Source organism: Parvibaculum sp., assembly GCF_030651915.1.
GTDB lineage: Bacteria > Pseudomonadota > Alphaproteobacteria > Parvibaculales > Parvibaculaceae > Parvibaculum.
Genome location: NZ_JAUSBV010000002.1, coordinates 491,312 through 508,594, shown reverse-complemented (window position 1 = coordinate 508,594; position 17,283 = coordinate 491,312). Strand labels below are relative to the sequence as shown.

The window sequence follows — 17,283 nt, the reverse complement described above, 5'->3', positions numbered from 1 at the left end:
TCTCCCCGGTCCGCAAGAGCGGTATTCATACGAGCCAAACCCGCTAAAATCAAAGAAAACATTGACATTTTGGGGGGTGCATCCCTAGCTATGCACCCTCGTTCGAAGGGGCTCCAAGGGGACTTCCCGGGGACGAAACGACCGGCGCAGGGGCGCGATGAACACGATTGACAGGGCTGGGGACGAGAAGCGTCCGGACGACGGCGGCAGGGTAGGGGCGCAGAGCGCCACTGCGACTTTCGGCGCCGACGAGCCGCTCGCGCTCGATTCCGGCGTCAGCCTCAGTCCGTTTACCATCGCCTACACGACGTACGGCACGCTCAACGCCGACAAGTCGAACGTGGTGTTGATCTGTCATGCCTTGACGCTCGATCAGTATGCCGCGAGCGCCCATCCGACCACGGGCAAGGCCGGATGGTGGCCGCACATGGTCGGTCCGGGTCAACCGATCGACACCGACCGCTTTTTTGTCATCTGCCCGAACGTCATCGGCGGCTGCATGGGCACCACCGGGCCGAAAGACATCGACCCGGCGACCGGCAAACCCTACGGTCTCGACTTTCCGGTCATCACCATCGGCGACATGGTGCGCGCCCAGGCAATGCTGCTCGACCGGCTCGGCATCGGCGACCTTTTCTGCGTCGTCGGCGGCTCGATGGGCGGCATGCAGGTGCTGCAATGGGCGGCCGCCTATCCCGGGCGCGTTTTCGCGGCCATCCCGATCGCGACGGCCGCGCGCCACTCGGCACAGAACATTGCCTTCCACGAGGTCGGCCGCCAAGCGATCATGGCCGATCCGGAATGGCAACAGGGCGCTTATCTGATCGAGGGCACGAACCCCGCCAAGGGGCTCGCGGTCGCACGCATGGCCGCGCACATCACCTACCTCTCGGAAACGGCACTGCACCGCAAGTTCGGCCGCAATCTGCAGGACCGCGAAACCGTGACCTACGGCTTCGATGCGGACTTTCAGATCGAGTCCTATCTGCGCCATCAGGGTTCGACCTTCGTCGACCGCTTCGACGCCAATTCCTATCTCTATCTGACGCGGGCGATGGATTATTTCGACCTCGCCGACGACTACGGCGGTGTGCTGGCCAACGCCTTCCGCGGCACCAAGGCTCGCTTTTGCGTCGTCTCCTTCACCAGCGACTGGCTGTTCCCGACATCGGACAGCCGGCAGACCGTGCACGCGCTCAATGCCGTCGCGGCCAATGTGAGCTTTGTCGAAATCCGGACCGACAAGGGCCATGACGCCTTCCTGCTGGACGAGCCGGAAATGTTCGCGACGTTGCGCGGCTTTATCGACAGCGCTGCCCGGACACGGGGGCTGGGCGCATGAGCCATGGCAACGGCTATTCGACGGGCCGCGTCGACCTCGACCTGATCGCCCAGATGATCGCACCGGGAAGCCGCGTGCTCGATGTCGGCTGCGGCGACGGCGAATTGCTGGAATTGTTGACGCGCAAGAAGAACGTCGACGGGCGCGGTGTCGAACTGAGCCAGGAAGGCGTGAATGCCTGCGTGGCGCGCGGTCTTTCGGTCGTACAGGGCGACGCCGATACCGACCTTGCGGACTACCCCGACGATGCCTTTGACTATGTGATTCTGAGCCAGACGATCCAGGCCACCCGCAATCCGAGGGAAGTGCTGCGCGCGATGAAGCGCATCGGTCGCCACGTCGTCGTCTCGTTCCCGAACTTCGGGCATTGGCGTGTCCGGCTTCAGCTTTTGTTCAGCGGCCGGATGCCGGAAACACCGTCGCTCGGTCACTCCTGGTACGACACGCCAAACATTCACCTCTGCACGTTGCTCGATTTCACGAAGCTTTGCGACGATCTGGGGCTTGCGATCGAGGACGTGGTCACGGTGAGTGGTGAGACGACACGCCGCCTGACGCGACCCGGCGCCATCGCCAATCTGCTGGCGGGAGATGCCGTGTTCCTGCTCTCGCGCCACGACAGGCAAACGCGCTAGGGTTCATCGAGGGAACTTGTCGAACGCGCCGGCGCCGACAGTGGCGCAAGCGCGCGGACACGCTGTGCAACCTTCTGCCCAACCGGCAGTGGCGTCGCGGCATAGATTTGCTTGGTCGCTTCGACCAGGATAACGCCCGAAAAGCGGGGCCAGAGCATTTGCCCCGCCCGCTCCCAGGCACCCGCCGAGCGCAGCAGCGGCCGCCAATCGAAGGGCGGGACGAACAACGCCACCTCCCAGGTCGATGGGCTGAACATCGACTCGCGAAGGAGTTGAGTGAGCTGACCGCGCGAAAAGGGTTGGCCGTGACCGAAGGGCGTCGCTTCGCGTCGCGCCCACAGGCCACGCCTGTTCGGAACGACGATCAGCAGGCGTCCACCCGGTGCCAATACACGCCAGATCTGCCGCAGCATGACACGCAGTGCCTCACTGGCTTCGAGCCCGTGCACAACCAGCACACGATCCATGCTCTCGTCTTCGAGCGGCAATTCGCGCTCATCGACAAGACCGGTCAGGCATTTGCCTTCCGACGGCCAGTGCAGCACGCCCTGCCGGGCGGGCATAAGACCAACGACGCGTTGCGCCTTGCCGGCGAACGCGCCGAGATAAGGCGTCGCAAAGCCAAGGCCGAGCACGTTCAGCCCAGTAACATCCGGCCACACCGCATGAATGCGGCGACCGATATGCTGGCGCGCGACGCGGCCGAGGCGCCGCCCATAAAAATCCCGGAGATCGATCACATCCATCGGCATGGACCAAAGCCTACCAGATTTCATGCCTTCCCGCCGACGGGTTCCCGACAGGGTCCGTTCGCACTAGGTTAGGGGCAACGACACAACCGGGCGCCGAGGCCGGACACGCGCTTCGATGACCGCCGGGAAACCCAGTACGAGGAGGTAATATGACCGGACTCCAGATCCACCAGTTCCCTTGTTTGAGCGACAATTACGGATATCTGGTGCATGAGCCGTCCTCTGGCGCCACCGCGACGATCGACACGCCTGAAGTCGAGCCGATCCTCAAAGCGCTCGCCGACAGGGGCTGGAAGCTGACCCACATCCTCAACACCCATCATCATTTCGACCATGCCGGCGGCAACGCCGCGCTGAAAAAAGAAACCGGCTGCATGGTGATCGGTCCGCGGGGCGAGAAGGACCTGATTCCCGGCATCGATCGCGCCGTCGGCGAAGGCGACATTGTCGAACTCGGCGCGGCGAAAGCCCGCGTCATCGAAGTGCCGGGGCACACGCGCGGCCACATCGCCTACAGCTTTGCCGACGACAAGATCGCCTTTGTCGGCGACACGCTGTTCGCGCTCGGATGCGGGCGCCTGTTTGAGGGAACGCCACAGCAGATGTGGACCTCACTCAACAAGCTGATGGCGCTGCCCGACGACACGACGGTCTATTGCGCACATGAATATACGCAATCGAACGCGCGCTTCGCGCTCAGCGTCGAGCCGCAAAATGCCGCGCTTGTCGCCCGCGCCCGGGAAATCGACGAAAAGCGCGCCCGCGGCGAATGGACGGTGCCGACCACCATTGGTCTCGAAAAGGCAACCAATCCCTTCCTGCGCGCGGCGAGCCCCGATCTGCGCCTGACCGTCGGCATGCAGAGCGCGTCGGATGTCGAGGTCTTTGCCGAGACACGCAAGCGCAAGGACAATTTCTGAGATGCCGTCTGCCGATGCGAAGATGACGGCGGACGAGATTGTCACGCTGCTTGATCTCGAACCGCACCCCGAAGGCGGGCATTTCGTCGAGACTTTTCGCGACACCGCCGGCGACGGCCGCGCCCATTCGACGGCCATCTACTATCTGTTGAAGGCGGGCGAACGCTCGCATTGGCATCGCGTCGACGCCGCCGAAATCTGGCACTGGCACGCCGGCGGGCCCTTGTCGCTCTCGATCAGCGCCGACGGCAAGACGCACGAAACGCGAATACTCGGCCCCGACCTCGCAGGCGGACAGCGGCCTCAACTGGTCATTCCGAAAGGCCACTGGCAAGCTGCGGAGCCGCAGGGCGATTTCACCCTGGTCGGCTGCACCGTCGCGCCCGGCTTCGATTTCTCGGGCTTTGAAATGGCACCGCCGGATTGGAAGCCGGGTCGTTAACGCTGTCGCTTTCGCCCGGCCTGTGGCCCGTTTGCGCTGGTCGGCAGCACGGCCTGCGCTAGAATTTGCCCCGGGGGCATGATGGGACAGCAGAAGCATGGGCGTGAGACACATTTCGATTTGGCCGGCCATCGTGACAATGCTGGTATTTTCTATATCGGCCGCGCGCGCTGACGATGGCTTCTGTCCGACGGATCCTGCCTATCCGGCGGCAACGCGCATCGTGCACGTGTCGACCGAGGACGGCCCCACCTACGGTACCATGCAGTATTCGCAGACGGCGTCGCTGGGTCCAAAGGAGGTCGCACTGACCTTCGATGACGGGCCGAACCCGGACAACACGCTGCGTATCCTCGACATTCTGGATCGACATTGCATCAAGGCGACGTTCTTCATGGTCGGCTACTATGCCGGTAAGCATCCGGAGCTTGTGCGCGAGGTCGCCGCGCGCGGACATGTCATCGGCACGCATACCTGGCTTCACCCGAACAGTCTCCGCCAACTTTCGCCGGTGCAGGCGCAACGGGAAATTCGCCGTGGTTTTGAAGCTGTTGAAACGGCACTTGCCAGCGCACCAACCGAAGATCGCCGGCGCCTGGCGCCGTTCTTCCGCTTTCCAGGCCTCAACGACAGCGCCGCGCTCATCCACTGGCTCGGCGAACGTCATGTAGCAACGTTTTCCTGCGAGTTCGGCGCCGACGACTGGAAGCCGATCGGCTCGGCAGAAATACGCCGCCGTGCCATCCGCAATATCGCTTCTGTCGGGCGCGGCATCCTGATCCTGCACGACACCAAGCCGCGCACGGCCGACATGCTTTCGTCTTTCATCATGACAATGCGTGAGCAGGGCTACAGCTTCGTTCAGCTCGCGGCAGAGCCCACGAGCGCCGCCCGTGCGGCCACCGCGCCCAACGGTATTCTCGGCGCCGCAGAACGGTCTGTCGCCGACGCACAGCAGGCGGTCACTGCCACGGAACCGTCACTTGAGCCGGATCCCGTACTTCGCTAGGTTTTCTCATGATGAAAAGACCCGCATCACGATCAATAACTCGCCGCACGGCGCTGACACTGACCGCCGGAGCTGGGCTTCTGCTCGCGGCACCATCGATCCTGCGTGCCGACGCTCCCTACAAGCGGGCGCTCAACCTGCAGAGCCTCAATTCCGGCGAGAAACTCAATATCCTCTATTGGGCGGATGGCAACTACTTGCCGGACGCAATCAAGCGCGTCGACTGGTTCATGCGCGACCTGCGCGAAAACAAGACGACGCCGACCGATCCGCGCCTGCTCGATCTGCTCCACGACATCGACGCCAACACGCGTTCGAAGAACCCGATCTACACCATGTCGGGCTACCGCACCGAACGGACCAATGCCTGGCTCGATGCACGCGGCAATGGCGTCGATCCCGGCAGCTTCCACATGCGCGGCATGGCGATCGACATCACGCAGGATTTTCACGACCCGGAAGAAGTCTACCGCGTGGCCAAAAAACTCGGCCGCGGCGGCGCCGGCTTCTATCCAACGAAAACGCCCTACGCACATGTCGATGTCGGGCCCGTCGACGCTTGGGTCTATCCGACACCCGGCCGGCCGGGCCGCGACGAGGAATATGACGCGATGATGGCGGCGGAGACGCAAGAAAGCTGAGCGGGCTGCACTACCCACCCTGCCCTCACTAAACACGCGGCGATTATCCGGCTATGAACTGCGCGCCGTTGGCCGTGATCGTGGCGCCGGTGACAAAGCTCGCTTTTTCGTCAGCGAGGAATGTCACGCAATGGGCGATTTCCTCCGCCTTGCCGAGGCGGCCGACCGGGATCGTGGCGATGATGCTGTCGAGCACTTTTTCAGGCACGGCGGCCACCATGTCGGTGTCGATATAGCCGGGCGCAATGCAATTGACGGTGACGCCCTTTCGCGCCACTTCCTGCGCCAGCGCCTTGGTGAAACCGATAACGCCGGCCTTGGCGGCCGAATAATTGGTCTGGCCCATCTGGCCTTTCTGACCGTTGATCGACGAGATGTTGATGATACGTCCGAAGCCGCGTTCGCGCATGCCGTTGATGACGGGCTGACACATGTTGAACATCGAATCGAGATCGACGCTCATGACTTCACGCCATTGTGCTGGCGTCATCTTGTGCAGCATGCCGTCGCGCGTGATCCCGGCATTGTTGACCAGCACATCGACGGGGCCGAGCGTTGATTCAACCTCGGCGATGCCTTTCACGCATGCCTCATAGTCGCCAACATTCCACTTGAACGCCTTAATGCCGGTGTCTCTGGTAAATGCGGCGGCTGCCTCGTCGTTTCCGCCATAATTGGCCGCGACGTCATAGCCCGCCGCCTTGAGCGCCAGCGAAATGGCATGACCGATGCCCCGCGTACCGCCTGTGACGAGCGCTACTTTTTTCATCGTTTCAAATCCTTACCGTCAAAACAGGTCATGTCCTGCCCGGGAACCGTCCCGGCAGTCAGTCGCGCGCAATGCACATGGCGATGCCCATGCCGCCACCGATACAGAGAGTCGCAAGACCCTTTTTTGAATTTCGCTTTTCCATTTCGTGCAGCAAGGTCACCAGCACGCGCGCACCCGATGCACCGATCGGATGGCCGATCGCGATGGCGCCGCCATTGACGTTGACCTTGGAAACGTCCCAACCGAGATCCTTGTTGACCGCAAGAGCCTGCGCGGCAAAAGCCTCATTAGCCTCGATCAGATCGAGATCGTCGGGCGTCCAGCCGGCCTGTTTCAGGGCCGCGCGCGATGCCGGAATCGGCCCGGTCCCCATGACGGCGGGATCGACACCCGCCTGCGCCCAGGAGACGATCCGCCCCATGACCTTGCGGCCTTCCTTTTGCGCCCGTTCGGCGCTCATCAGCACGACTGCCGCCGCGCCGTCATTGATGCCGGACGCATTGGCGGCGGTAACCGAGCCGCCTTCCTTCTGAAAAGCCGGCTTCAACCCCTTGATGCCGTCGAGCGTGACCCCCGATTTTATGTATTCATCGGCGTCGACCACAGTATCGCCCTTGCGGCCCTTGATCGTGACGGACGCAATTTCATCCTTGAACCTGCCCGCTTTCTGCGCGGCCTCGGCCTTGTTCTGCGAGGCAACCGCGAAAGCATCCTGCTCCTCGCGCGTGATCTGCCAGCGCGCGGCGACGTTCTCGGCCGTCTGGCCCATGTGGTAGCCGTTAAAGGCATCCCAGAGCCCGTCCTTGATCATCGTGTCGACAAGGTCGAGCGAACCCATCTTCTGCCCGCTCCGCAAATAGGCCGAGTGCTGCGCCTGGCTCATGCTTTCCTGCCCGCCGGCGACCACGATCTCGCTGTCGCCATTGACGATCGCCTGAAAACCGAGCGCGACGGCACGCAGTCCTGAACCGCAGAGCTGGTTGACGCTCCATGCCGGAACTTCCACGGGCAGGCCGGCATTGATCGCGGCCTGGCGGGCGGGGTTCTGCCCCTGACCGGCCTGCAGGATCTGGCCGAGAATGACTTCGGAAATCTGTGCCTTGTCGACGCCGGCACGTTCGATCGCCGCGGAAACGGCGATGCGGCCGAGCTCATGGGCCGGAAGGCCGGACAAGGAGCCGTTAAACGCGCCGACAGGCGTGCGCGCCGCGCCGACAATCACCACCTCGGTACCGGATTTGCTCATCATTGGCTCCCTGAACCTCTGCCGGAAAAATGACCGGGAAAAATAATAGGCCTCCGATCCGCCGCCGCCACAGGGAGACTCGCCTGCCGCGGCCGGATCGCCGATTTCTGTGCATCGCAATGCGGGGCTTGCGCAGCGCAACAATACCGCGTCACAATGCCAAAAGACAGGGGGTCAGGGGCCCCGGCGGCGCCGAACGGCGGCCGTTCGGGATAAAAACAGCCCCGGCGCAACAACACCTAAGCGAGAGAGTGGAAACCGTGGCCAAAAAGACATCATCCACGGACGATGACGTCATCGTTATCAAGAAATACGCCAATCGTCGCCTCTACAACACGGCGACATCGAGCTATGTCACACTTGAGCATCTTTGCGAGATGGTGAAGCAGAGCAAGGAATTCGTGGTCCGCGACGCCAAGACCGGCGAAGACATAACGCGCTCGGTACTGACCCAGATCATCTTTGAGGAAGAAGGCAAGGGACAGAACCTTTTGCCGATCAACTTTCTTCGTCAGTTGATCCGCTTCTATGGCGACAGCCTGCAGAGCTATATTCCATCCTATCTTGAAATGAGCATGAACAGTTTCTCCAAGGAACAGGAGAAGCTACGCAATCGTCTTGTAGGAGCGCTGGGCGGACGCGAACGTTTGGGACAGTTCGAGGATCAGATTCGTCAGAATCTCGAAGTATTCGACAATGCGATGCGAATGTTTTCCCCCTTCGGTCGCAGCGGTACAAGCGCCGAACGCGAGGCGAAAGAGCCCGCCAAATCGGAGAAGCCGGGCGAAAAGAGCGGCAGCGGACGGGAGAGCGAGCTCGACGATCTGAAACGTCAGATCGCACTCATGCAGGCGCAGCTCGAAGCCCTGTCGAAGAAATAACGGGCAGCTGCAGGGGCGGCAGCGACATCACGGGCTCACCCAGGTAGAAGCCCTGCAGATATTCGACGCCGAAATTGCGCAGCATCTCGACCTCTTCTGCATTGCTGACCCATTCTGCCACCGTCGGCAGATTGAAATTGTGGGCGAGATCCACGAGTGTCCGGACAAAGAACTGATTGTCGGAATTGTTTACCAGATCGATGACGAAGGAGCCGTCGATCTTGACCAGATCGACATCAAGCGTCTTGAGGTTCCGGAACGAAGTATAGCCGGCGCCAAAATCGTCGATGGCGATTTGACAGCCGAACTCCCGGAAATTCGAAACAAAGTCGGTCAGTTCCTCGATCTCATGGATAGCCACCGTCTCAGTGATCTCGATGATCAGACGTGAGGCAAAGGCAGGGTCCATGCGGAGATGAGAGGCAAGCGTGTCGCGCCACAGTCGGTCACCGATGGTCCGGCCCGAGATATTGAGTGACAGTTTGACATCATCCCGTTCACGCAATGTGTCGACCGCCAGCTCCATGACCCGATAATCGAGCAAACCGATCAGGCCGAGCTTCTCCGCCACCGGTACAAAATGTCCCGCTGGAATGATTGTCCCGTCTGGACGCTCCATCCGCACCAGGCACTCATGCATGGCCGGTTCGCCGGAGCACGCATCGATGATCGGTTGATAAGCGATGCGAATGCGCTTGTCGTTGAGCGCGGTGATCAGTTCGTCGGCAACATTGATGTTGCGCAGCCGCGTCTTCTCGCGCTCGCGCGATGGCGCATAGACGATATGCGTGTTCCGGAGCCTCTGCTTGGCAGAGGCCAATGCTTCTTCGGCACGCGCAAGAGCCTGATCGACGCTGGACGCGTGTCCCGGCAGGGCAATCGAACCGCCCGACACCGTGACCGCAACCGGACCCCGCGCCGTCACGACCACCCTGTCGCGCACTTCGGCAAGCAACCGGGCACAGACGTCACTGAGACGCTCTTCGCTGCAATTGTGGAGGACAAGGCCGAACTTGTTGCCGGCGTATCTGCCGAGAGAATCGCCGCGACGCGCCAGACCGGATAGCCGCTCACCGACACGCACAATCACCTCGTCGGCAACATCGAAGCCGAATGCGTCGTTGATCAGAGCGAGGTTGTCGACGGCAAGAAGCAGGAAGGCGGAATGCTGCCGGCCACGCTGCGCGGCAGTCAGCGCTTCTCCCAGCGCTTCCTTCAGACGTCCGCGATTGAGCAGGCCGGTCAGTTCGTCATAGGTTGAAAGACGTATCAGTTGCGCTTCGCGATGATGACGCGCATCGATTGCGCGCATGACGCCAATCGCATAGGCCGGCGCGCCGTCTGCGCCGCTATACCATCGGCCGCGATCCTCGAACCAGCGCAAGCCACCGAAATCGTCGCAAATCTGATACTCAAGTTCATAGGGAGCGCCTTGGCCGGGCTCGCTCTCGCGCGCAAGGCAGATGCGCTCATAGCGGCTCAGGCCGTCGAGAACGACCCGCGCGGCAAAGTCGCGATGCGTTGCAATTGCCGATAGGTCGGAGATACCGAAGAGCGCTTCGGCGCCAGTGCCCCAATCGAGGCGGTCGTCGCCGATCGACCAGCGATAGGCTGCATCGCCCACCGCCGCTACGGCGCCTCTCAACAGAGTATCCGACAGCGCTTCGTTACCGTTGGAGCCTGAAGCTCCGCCGACTCTGTGCGCATCCTGCGTCTTCGAGTCCACAACACCACTCCCGCCGCACTTGGGCCCGGACATCCCGGGCGTCGTCGTTTCCACGGCGCCCTTCTGGACGTCCGGAACAACCGATACTCGCGCAGCCGCAGTTAAGATTTTGAGAAGCGTTTTAACGACTAAAGCTTTAAATAAACTGGTTAATTCGACGATTCTGTACCGTTTCGGCGCACCCCGCGCTCCCGGCAAAGCGAATTTCGTGGCAGACTTCTTGCTGCATTGATCGATGACCGCTCGCGCGGTGCCGTGAGGCATCAAGAGCGAAGAGACCGTGCAGGAGAGAAGGCGCCGGATGTCGAAGATCGAGCGCATAACGCGATCGCAGATGATGCTGCCGGCACCGCAACGGCAAGCTGAAGTGGACGCGCGCGCGCAACGGACCGAACCCACCATACGTGCGCTGGATGCGCGCGCACCCGGTCAGTCTCATGCGGCTCTCGGTCGTCCGCCACTTGGCGTTACGCGGCCTGTTGCGGGGTTCCTGGCACAATATGTCGACCAGCACTGGCACTGGCCCTATTCGCCCTCTCGCAAGCAGGAAAAGCGCAGACGGGCGGCGATGGCCTATATTGACGCCGACACGCTGCCTGACAGCCTGGCCGAAGCCCTCCGCCTGCCAAGGCTCGAACTCAAGCTCTGAACCTCAATTTCCCCGCGTGGCCAGAATGAGCGACTGCAGATCGGCTATCGCGCGTTCGATACGCGTCAGGCGGTTTTCGATTTCATCGAAGCGGCTTGTCATCGCCGCATCGCCGGCGGGCGGCTGGAGCGGCATTGGCGTGGCGACACCAGCCCGATTGACAACCTCGGCGGCCGGGGCCTCGAGCAGACGCGCCAGCATTGTCACCTGGCTGGGCGTCACTTCACGTTGGTCTTTCCAGATTTCATCGACTTCGCCGCGCGAAAGCCCAAGCGCTGCTGCCACATCGTCGCGCGTCCGGCCCGTCGCCTTCAATCTTTCGTCGAACCATTGCTGATCGAAGAAAAGCGCCATCCCCGACTTCTCCTCAGCGTCCCTTGAACTCAGGCGCACGCTTCTCGAGGAAGCTGCGCACACCTTCGCGGTGATCCTCCGTTTCGAACAACCGGCCGAGCGTCGCGCTGACCCAACTGCCGATTTCGCGCAGATCGCCATAGGACGTGCGCCGAAGACCGTCCTTCATGAAGCGCAGCGCCAGCGGCGCATTGACGGCGATTCGACCGGCAAGCGCCAGCGCGCTTTCCATCAGCTTCTCATGCGGCACAACCTCGCTGACAAGACCGATACGCAGAGCCTCCGACGCATCGATCACGTCACCCGTGAAGAGCAACTCCGCCGCCTTGGCCGGGCCGACAATGGCCGGCAGCCGCCACAACCCGCCGACATCGGAAATCAGTCCGCGCTTGATGAATATCTCGCCGAATTTCGCTTGTTCGGAGGCAATGCGGATATCGGCAAAGAGTGTCAGCTCCATGCCCCAGCCGACGGCGGCGCCATTGACGGCCGCGATCACCGGCCGGTCGCATTCGAGAGCAGCAACAGCGGCGGGCGTTGGCTCGGGCCTGACAGCCGTCAGCCGCGCCACGCTCTTGTCGCGTTGCTCGCCCGTCATCATTTCCTTGACGTCTTCGCCCGAACAGAAAGCGGGATCGGAGCCCGTGACGATCACGCAGCGCACATTCTCGTCGGACGAGGCGGCCCGAAACGCCGCCTCCACTTCGTCATAGGCCCGGCGGTTGAGCGCGTTGCGCCGATCCGGCCGGTTGATGGTCACGATCGCGATATGGTCGCGAACCTCATAGAGAACGCAGGTGAAATCCGCCGGCGCAATCAATTCCATCTTCGCCATTTCGTGCCCCTCCCGGTTCCGTTGTCCAGACTTCGGGCGCTACTTGAAATCGCCCAGCGCATCGGCACCGGCATCGCCAAGCTTCGAGCCGCCATCGCAGTCGACAATGGTACCGGTGATGTATTTTGCATTGTCGGTCGAGAGGAAGAGCGCCGTATCGGCAATGTCGGTCTTGCTGCCGTAGTCGCGCAATGCAATACGCGACTTGATGAGTTTTTCGGCCTCGGGCGACGGCGCCAGCCGCGCCATGCCCTCGGTATCGGCAATGGGGCCCGGTGAAATCGCGTTGACGCGGACGCCAGCCGGTCCCCATTCCATCGCAAGACACTTCGTCAGCATGTTGATGCCTGCTTTCGCCGCACAAACATGGGCCTGAAAAAGCGACGGATTGACCGCTTGCGGCGCCGTGATGGAAATGAGCGAAGCGCCCGGCCTGTTGAGAAACTGAAAGGATGCGCGCAGAACATTGAAGGTACCGATGAGATCGATATCGACGACGGTCTTGAAGCCGTTGGACGACATGCCGAGCGCCGGCGCAACAAAGTTTCCGGCCGCGCCCGAGATCACGATATCGAAATTGCCGAACCGCTTCTGAGCCTGCATCATCGCGGTCTCGACCGAATTGAAGTCGCGCACATCGGCTGCCATGCCGACGGCTTCGAAACCTTCATCCGTGATCGTCTTCGCAGCGGCCGTGATTTTCTCGTGGCTGCGGCTGATAAGGGCGATTTTGGCCCCTGCCCGCGCAAAATGCTGCGCAATGCCCAGATTGATGCCACTGGAGGCGCCGGCAACAAAGGCCGTTTTGCCCGCGAGTACTTTTTCCTTGAACGCGTCTTGCATGGGGGGGCTCCGTCATTTCGCCATCACTTGCGCCGCATCAAGCCCGCATTTGACCATGCCCGCAAGCCTGCGCGCCATTTGTGGCGGCACCGGCAACACACTAGACTGGCTTTCGGGCAGGCCTTCCGCAACGGAAGACTGGAACCCGGCGGCACATCGGAAAGTTTGTGACATCATGGCATTCGTGAAGGGCTTTGGCATATTGGCGGTCGCCGTTCTGCTGATCATGTCGATGAGCTATTGGGCGGCCGGCAAGGCGCGGCCCGCAATCGATGAAGCGGCGCGTGCGGCGTTGACGGCGCAAGGTACCGCCTACAATTTCATCGAGCTGCCGGGCGGAACGGTTCACTACCGGCTTGAGGGCCGCGACGACGCGCCGCTGGTCGTTCTGATCCACGGCTTTTCGACACCTTCATTCGTCTGGAAAGACCATATCCTGCCCTTGACCGATGCGGGCTACCGGGTGCTTGCCTACGACAATTTCGGGCGCGGCCTTTCGGATCGCCCGGGCGCGGTCTACGACGCCGATCTATTCGACCGGCAACTCGATGAACTGCTCGATGCACTGGCGATCAATCGCCGTGTCGACCTCGTCGGCTATTCGATGGGCGGCGCTATCGCCACGATTTTCGCCGCGCGCCATCCCGAACGCGTCCGTTCGCTGACATTGATTGCACCCGCCGGCCTCGGCATCGCAACGGACAGCAACATGGATCTGCTGCGCCGACCCTTGATTGGCGACTGGATCATGCGCCTTTTTGATGCCCGGCTTTTCTACAATGCCGCAGCCAAGGAGGCCGCAAGCGCGCCCAATCCCGGCGCCTTTCTGGCCGACTTCAACCGACAGCTCGAGTATCGCGGTTATGGCGACGCCCTGCTTTCGACCATGCGCCACTATCCGCTCGGTGCGGCGCAGGATGCTTACGCGACCGCCGGCCGCTCACCACGTCCTGTTCTGGTCATCTGGGGCGAGGCCGACGTGATCGTCCCCTTCGCACATGCGGAAAAATTGATGGAATTGATGCCGCAGGCGCAGCTTCGCTCCTATCCCGGCCTCGGGCATAACATGACGTTCACACAGGCGCCGCTGGTGAGCCGCCTGCTGATCGAATTTCTGTCCATGCAGGGTACCAACCTTACGTCCGGCGGCGCGAGCGGCAAACCGCGTGGCCCGCTTGCCCGCATGGAGGCGCGGCAATGCGCGAGCTGCGGCCCCGGCAAGGGCGAAGCCGGCGAGCCGTCACTACCCTGACAAGACCCGCCAAAAGGAAGGCGCAACCGACGTGACCGAACCGCTCGTTCAGGAATTGGCGTGGCGTCCGCCGCATGAGGCATTTCATGCATTTGCGGCCGAACCCTTCGCGCTGTTCCTCGACAGTGCGACGGCGGGACCCGGCCGCGACCCGTCGCTGCATGGCCGCTGGAGCTTCATCGCCGCCGATCCGGCCGACAGCGTGACGCTGCGCATCGCCATCGAGCCCGAACCTTTTGCGGTGCTGAAGGCAAAGCTGGCAGCGCTGCCGCGCATAGCCGCCCGCCCGGACCAGCCGCCATTTATCGGCGGCGCGGCGGGTTTCTTCGGCTATGGCCTCGGCCGCACGCTGGAGCGCCTGCCGCCGGAAGCACCACCCTACGCGGTCGATGACCAGAACCTGCCCGACATGGCATTGGGCTTTTACGACACGGTGCTGGCCTTCGACATGATCGCGCGCCGCGCCTGGTCGTTTTCGACCGGCGGGCCCGAACGCGCCGCCCGCATGCGCGCACGCTTCGAGGCGGCGGGACCCTTGCCGTCCACAGCGCGCGTTGCGCCAACAACGATCACGTCGAACTTCACGCGCACCGCATATGAGCGCGCGGTCGCACAAGTGGTCGACGACATCTATGCCGGGGATATCTTCCAGGCCAACCTTTCGCAGCGCTTCGAGGCGCGTCTTGCCGAAGGCGACGCTGCCTATGCGCTCTACCTGAGGCTGCGTGCGGCGAGCCCGGCGCCCTTTGGCGCTTTTTTCAATTTCGGTGAGGGCGCGATCCTGTCCTCCTCACCCGAGCGCTTTCTTGCCTGCCGCGACGGCGCGGTCGAGACCCGGCCGATCAAGGGCACAAGGCCACGTGGTCGAACGCCGGATGAAGACCGGCGTCTGGCCGCCGACCTGATGGCGTCGGAAAAGGACCGCGCTGAAAACGTCATGATCGTCGATCTGCTGCGCAATGATATTTCGCGCGTTTGCGCCGACGGCTCGGTGACCGTCGAAAAGCTCTGCGCACTCGAAAGCTTCGCGAACGTCCATCACCTTGTCTCGACCATTCGCGGGCGCCTGCGGGACGATGCGACGGCGGCCGACCTTCTGGCCGCCTGCTTTCCCGGCGGCTCGGTGACCGGCGCGCCAAAGCTGCGCGCCATGGAAATTATCGCCGAACTGGAACCGACGGCACGCGGCCCCTATTGCGGCGCCATCGGTTACCTGGGCGCCGACGGCGCCATGGACACCGCCATCGCCATTCGCACCATGATCGTGAAGGACCGGCGCGTCACCTTTCAGGCCGGCGGCGGCATCGTTGCGGATTCCGATCCCGCGGCCGAGTATGAGGAAACGCTGGCCAAGGCCCGTGACATGCGCCATGTGCTTGAGGCCACAGGTGATACGGCGCCCGATGCCGCATCGCCCGCCGTCGCCGGAGCGCACGCATGATTCTCGTCATCGATAATTTCGACAGCTTCGTTCACAACCTAGCGCGATATATCGGCGAACTCGGGCATGAACGCCGGACCATCCGCACCGATGCCATCACGGTTGAGGAAGCCGTGGCGCTGCGGCCGCAGGCGATCCTCCTCTCGCCGGGTCCCTGCGGACCGGACAAGGCGGGCATATCGGTGCCGCTGACACGCGCGGCCGCGGAAAACGGCATTCCGCTCCTCGGTGTCTGCCTTGGTCACCAGGCCATTGCCGCCGCCTTTGGCGGCCATATCCGCCGCGCCGCGAGGCCGGTACATGGCAAGCCCGCGCGCATCGCCCATGACGGAGCGGGGATATTTCATGGCCTGCCAAATCCGTTTACAGCCGCACGCTATCATTCGCTGATTGCCGAACTGCCGGAAAACGGCCCTTTACGCGCGACGGCCTTTGCCGAAGACGGCACGCTGATGGCGCTGGCGCACGAAACGCTGCCGGTATTCGGCGTGCAGTTTCATCCCGAGTCGGTGCTGACCGAACATGGGCACGCGCTCCTTGCGAATTTCCTCACGCTGGCCGGCGTCAACCATCGCGAGAAGGCGCCCGCATGATCGTCTGGCTCAATGGCGAACTGGCCCCCGCCGGCGAAACGCGGATCGACCCGACCGATCGCGGTTTTCTGCTGGGCGACGGCCTTTTCGAAACCATGCTGGTGCGGCGGGGCCGGGTGGTTTTCCTCGATGCGCATTTGCTGCGATTGAGGCACGGCGCCAATGCGATCGGTCTGGCGCTGCCGTTCGATCCGGCGCGGATTGCCGCGGCCTGCACGGCATTGCTCGACGCCAACAGATTGGCCGACGCGCCACGCGCGGCGCTGCGGCTGACGCTGACGCGGGGCCCCGGCCCGCGCGGCCTCGCATTGCCAGCCGACCCCAAGCCGACGCTGCTGATCACCGCCGCGTCCGCAGCCGCGCCGCCGGCAGGCCTGTCGGCGATTGTGGCAACGCCGCGCCGGAACAACCGCTCGCCCTCGGCACAACTGAAGGCGATTGCCTATCTCGACAACGTACTGGCGAAAGAAGAAGCCCGCGCGCGCGGCGCCGAGGAAGCATTGATGTTCAATATCGACGGACATCTGGCCTGCGCCAGCGCAGCCAATATTTTCATCTGGGATGGCGACAGGCTGATCACGCCGTCGGTCGATTGCGGCATTCTGGCGGGAATAACCCGCGCCGCGATCCTCGAACTCGCGCCAGACTTCGGGATCGAAGTGCTGGAGGACCGGATCGAAGCCACGCATTTGTCGCATATCGGTGGCGCCTTCCTGACCAGCAGCTTGATGGGCATGGTGCCGCTGACCCGGATCGACGGGAAGGCGCTGCCGGCGCATCCGGAAACCGCGCGCCTCAATGCCGCCTATGAACTCCTGCTCGATGCAGCGGAAAGAAACGGCTGAGCGCCGCCTGCCGTTAACCCTGCACCGGGGCGCAAGTCCTAGAAAATTCAAGGCTTCTGGACTTTTTCCCGGAATGGCACGATGCTTCGCTGAGATACGGCCCAC

At 62.6% G+C, this 17,283-nt stretch carries 19 protein-coding genes; 12 read left to right on the top strand and 7 right to left on the bottom strand.

What is annotated here, in order from left to right:
• The first annotated feature begins 157 nt into the window (after positions 1-157).
• Positions 158-1,342, top strand: a complete 1,185-nt coding sequence (locus Q7V31_RS02975) for a homoserine O-acetyltransferase (protein ID WP_304732327.1) — start codon at positions 158-160, stop codon at positions 1,340-1,342.
• Positions 1,339-1,977 (top strand): methionine biosynthesis protein MetW, encoded by a 639-nt coding sequence (gene metW / locus Q7V31_RS02970; RefSeq protein ID WP_304732326.1) that lies wholly within the window; start codon positions 1,339-1,341, stop codon positions 1,975-1,977. The genes Q7V31_RS02975 and metW overlap by 4 nt, the downstream gene beginning before the upstream one ends.
• On the opposite strand, the gene Q7V31_RS02965 is transcribed toward metW, so the two are convergent.
• Positions 1,974-2,729, bottom strand: a complete 756-nt coding sequence (locus tag Q7V31_RS02965; protein WP_304732506.1) for a class I SAM-dependent methyltransferase — start codon at positions 2,727-2,729, stop codon at positions 1,974-1,976. The two genes, metW and Q7V31_RS02965, sit on opposite strands and share 4 nt — an antisense overlap.
• A gap of 149 nt (positions 2,730-2,878) precedes the next feature.
• Between Q7V31_RS02965 and gloB the strand changes: the two genes are divergently transcribed.
• The 4 genes from gloB to Q7V31_RS02945 all read left to right on the top strand — a co-directional run bounded on the left by gloB (position 2,879) and on the right by Q7V31_RS02945 (position 5,741).
• Positions 2,879-3,649: a hydroxyacylglutathione hydrolase gene (gene gloB, locus Q7V31_RS02960; protein WP_304732325.1), complete on the top strand. Its 771-nt coding sequence runs from the start codon at positions 2,879-2,881 to the stop codon at positions 3,647-3,649.
• A 22-nt stretch (positions 3,650-3,671) separates the two neighbouring features.
• Complete coding sequence (locus Q7V31_RS02955; protein ID WP_304732505.1) at positions 3,672-4,091, top strand: cupin domain-containing protein; 420 nt, start codon at positions 3,672-3,674, stop codon at positions 4,089-4,091.
• A gap of 223 nt (positions 4,092-4,314) precedes the next feature.
• On the top strand, positions 4,315-5,100 hold the full coding sequence (locus Q7V31_RS02950; RefSeq protein ID WP_304732324.1) for a polysaccharide deacetylase family protein: 786 nt from the start codon (positions 4,315-4,317) through the stop codon (positions 5,098-5,100).
• 11 nt (positions 5,101-5,111) lie between these two features.
• Positions 5,112-5,741, top strand: coding sequence for a DUF882 domain-containing protein (locus Q7V31_RS02945; protein WP_304732323.1), 630 nt, complete (start codon positions 5,112-5,114; stop codon positions 5,739-5,741).
• Between the two features lie 43 nt (positions 5,742-5,784).
• On the opposite strand, the gene phbB is transcribed toward Q7V31_RS02945, so the two are convergent.
• On the bottom strand, positions 5,785-6,510 hold the full coding sequence (gene phbB, locus Q7V31_RS02940) for an acetoacetyl-CoA reductase (RefSeq protein WP_304732322.1): 726 nt from the start codon (positions 6,508-6,510) through the stop codon (positions 5,785-5,787).
• Positions 6,511-6,568: 58 nt separating this feature from the next.
• Positions 6,569-7,759 carry an acetyl-CoA C-acetyltransferase gene (locus tag Q7V31_RS02935; RefSeq protein WP_304732321.1) on the bottom strand — a complete coding sequence of 397 codons (1,191 nt, stop codon included), beginning with the start codon at positions 7,757-7,759 and terminating at the stop codon, positions 6,569-6,571.
• A gap of 260 nt (positions 7,760-8,019) precedes the next feature.
• Between Q7V31_RS02935 and phaR the strand changes: the two genes are divergently transcribed.
• The gene (gene phaR / locus Q7V31_RS02930; protein ID WP_304732320.1) at positions 8,020-8,640 is read left to right on the top strand and encodes a polyhydroxyalkanoate synthesis repressor PhaR; all 621 of its coding nucleotides are present in this window, start codon (positions 8,020-8,022) and stop codon (positions 8,638-8,640) included.
• Here the strand turns inward: phaR and Q7V31_RS02925 are convergent.
• Positions 8,603-10,285 (bottom strand): bifunctional diguanylate cyclase/phosphodiesterase, encoded by a 1,683-nt coding sequence (locus tag Q7V31_RS02925; protein ID WP_304732319.1) that lies wholly within the window; start codon positions 10,283-10,285, stop codon positions 8,603-8,605. The two genes, phaR and Q7V31_RS02925, sit on opposite strands and share 38 nt — an antisense overlap.
• 382 nt (positions 10,286-10,667) lie before the next feature.
• Here Q7V31_RS02925 and Q7V31_RS02920 point away from each other — a divergent pair, with 382 nt between their 5' ends.
• Positions 10,668-11,015 carry a hypothetical protein gene (locus Q7V31_RS02920; RefSeq protein WP_304732318.1) on the top strand — a complete coding sequence of 116 codons (348 nt, stop codon included), beginning with the start codon at positions 10,668-10,670 and terminating at the stop codon, positions 11,013-11,015.
• Between the two features lie 3 nt (positions 11,016-11,018).
• Here Q7V31_RS02920 and Q7V31_RS02915 read toward each other — a convergent pair whose 3' ends face one another.
• Genes Q7V31_RS02915 through Q7V31_RS02905 form a run of 3 tightly spaced genes read right to left on the bottom strand, consistent with a single transcriptional unit; the run spans position 11,019 to position 13,047 of the window.
• Positions 11,019-11,369 (bottom strand): helix-turn-helix domain-containing protein, encoded by a 351-nt coding sequence (locus Q7V31_RS02915; protein WP_304732317.1) that lies wholly within the window; start codon positions 11,367-11,369, stop codon positions 11,019-11,021.
• Between the two features lie 13 nt (positions 11,370-11,382).
• Positions 11,383-12,204, bottom strand: a complete 822-nt coding sequence (locus Q7V31_RS02910; protein WP_304732316.1) for an enoyl-CoA hydratase/isomerase family protein — start codon at positions 12,202-12,204, stop codon at positions 11,383-11,385.
• Positions 12,205-12,243: 39 nt separating this feature from the next.
• Complete coding sequence (locus Q7V31_RS02905; RefSeq protein ID WP_304732315.1) at positions 12,244-13,047, bottom strand: SDR family oxidoreductase; 804 nt, start codon at positions 13,045-13,047, stop codon at positions 12,244-12,246.
• Positions 13,048-13,222: 175 nt separating this feature from the next.
• Here Q7V31_RS02905 and Q7V31_RS02900 point away from each other — a divergent pair, with 175 nt between their 5' ends.
• The 4 genes from Q7V31_RS02900 to Q7V31_RS02885 are packed head-to-tail and all read left to right on the top strand — an operon-like array spanning position 13,223 to position 17,178.
• Complete coding sequence (locus Q7V31_RS02900; RefSeq protein ID WP_304732314.1) at positions 13,223-14,299, top strand: alpha/beta fold hydrolase; 1,077 nt, start codon at positions 13,223-13,225, stop codon at positions 14,297-14,299.
• A 31-nt stretch (positions 14,300-14,330) separates the two neighbouring features.
• On the top strand, positions 14,331-15,740 hold the full coding sequence (gene pabB, locus Q7V31_RS02895) for an aminodeoxychorismate synthase component I (RefSeq protein ID WP_304732313.1): 1,410 nt from the start codon (positions 14,331-14,333) through the stop codon (positions 15,738-15,740).
• On the top strand, positions 15,737-16,333 hold the full coding sequence (locus Q7V31_RS02890; RefSeq protein ID WP_304732312.1) for an aminodeoxychorismate/anthranilate synthase component II: 597 nt from the start codon (positions 15,737-15,739) through the stop codon (positions 16,331-16,333). Before pabB ends, Q7V31_RS02890 begins: the two co-directional genes overlap by 4 nt.
• Positions 16,330-17,178 carry an aminotransferase class IV gene (locus tag Q7V31_RS02885; RefSeq protein ID WP_304732311.1) on the top strand — a complete coding sequence of 283 codons (849 nt, stop codon included), beginning with the start codon at positions 16,330-16,332 and terminating at the stop codon, positions 17,176-17,178. The genes Q7V31_RS02890 and Q7V31_RS02885 overlap by 4 nt, the downstream gene beginning before the upstream one ends.
• Positions 17,179-17,283 lie beyond the last annotated feature (105 nt).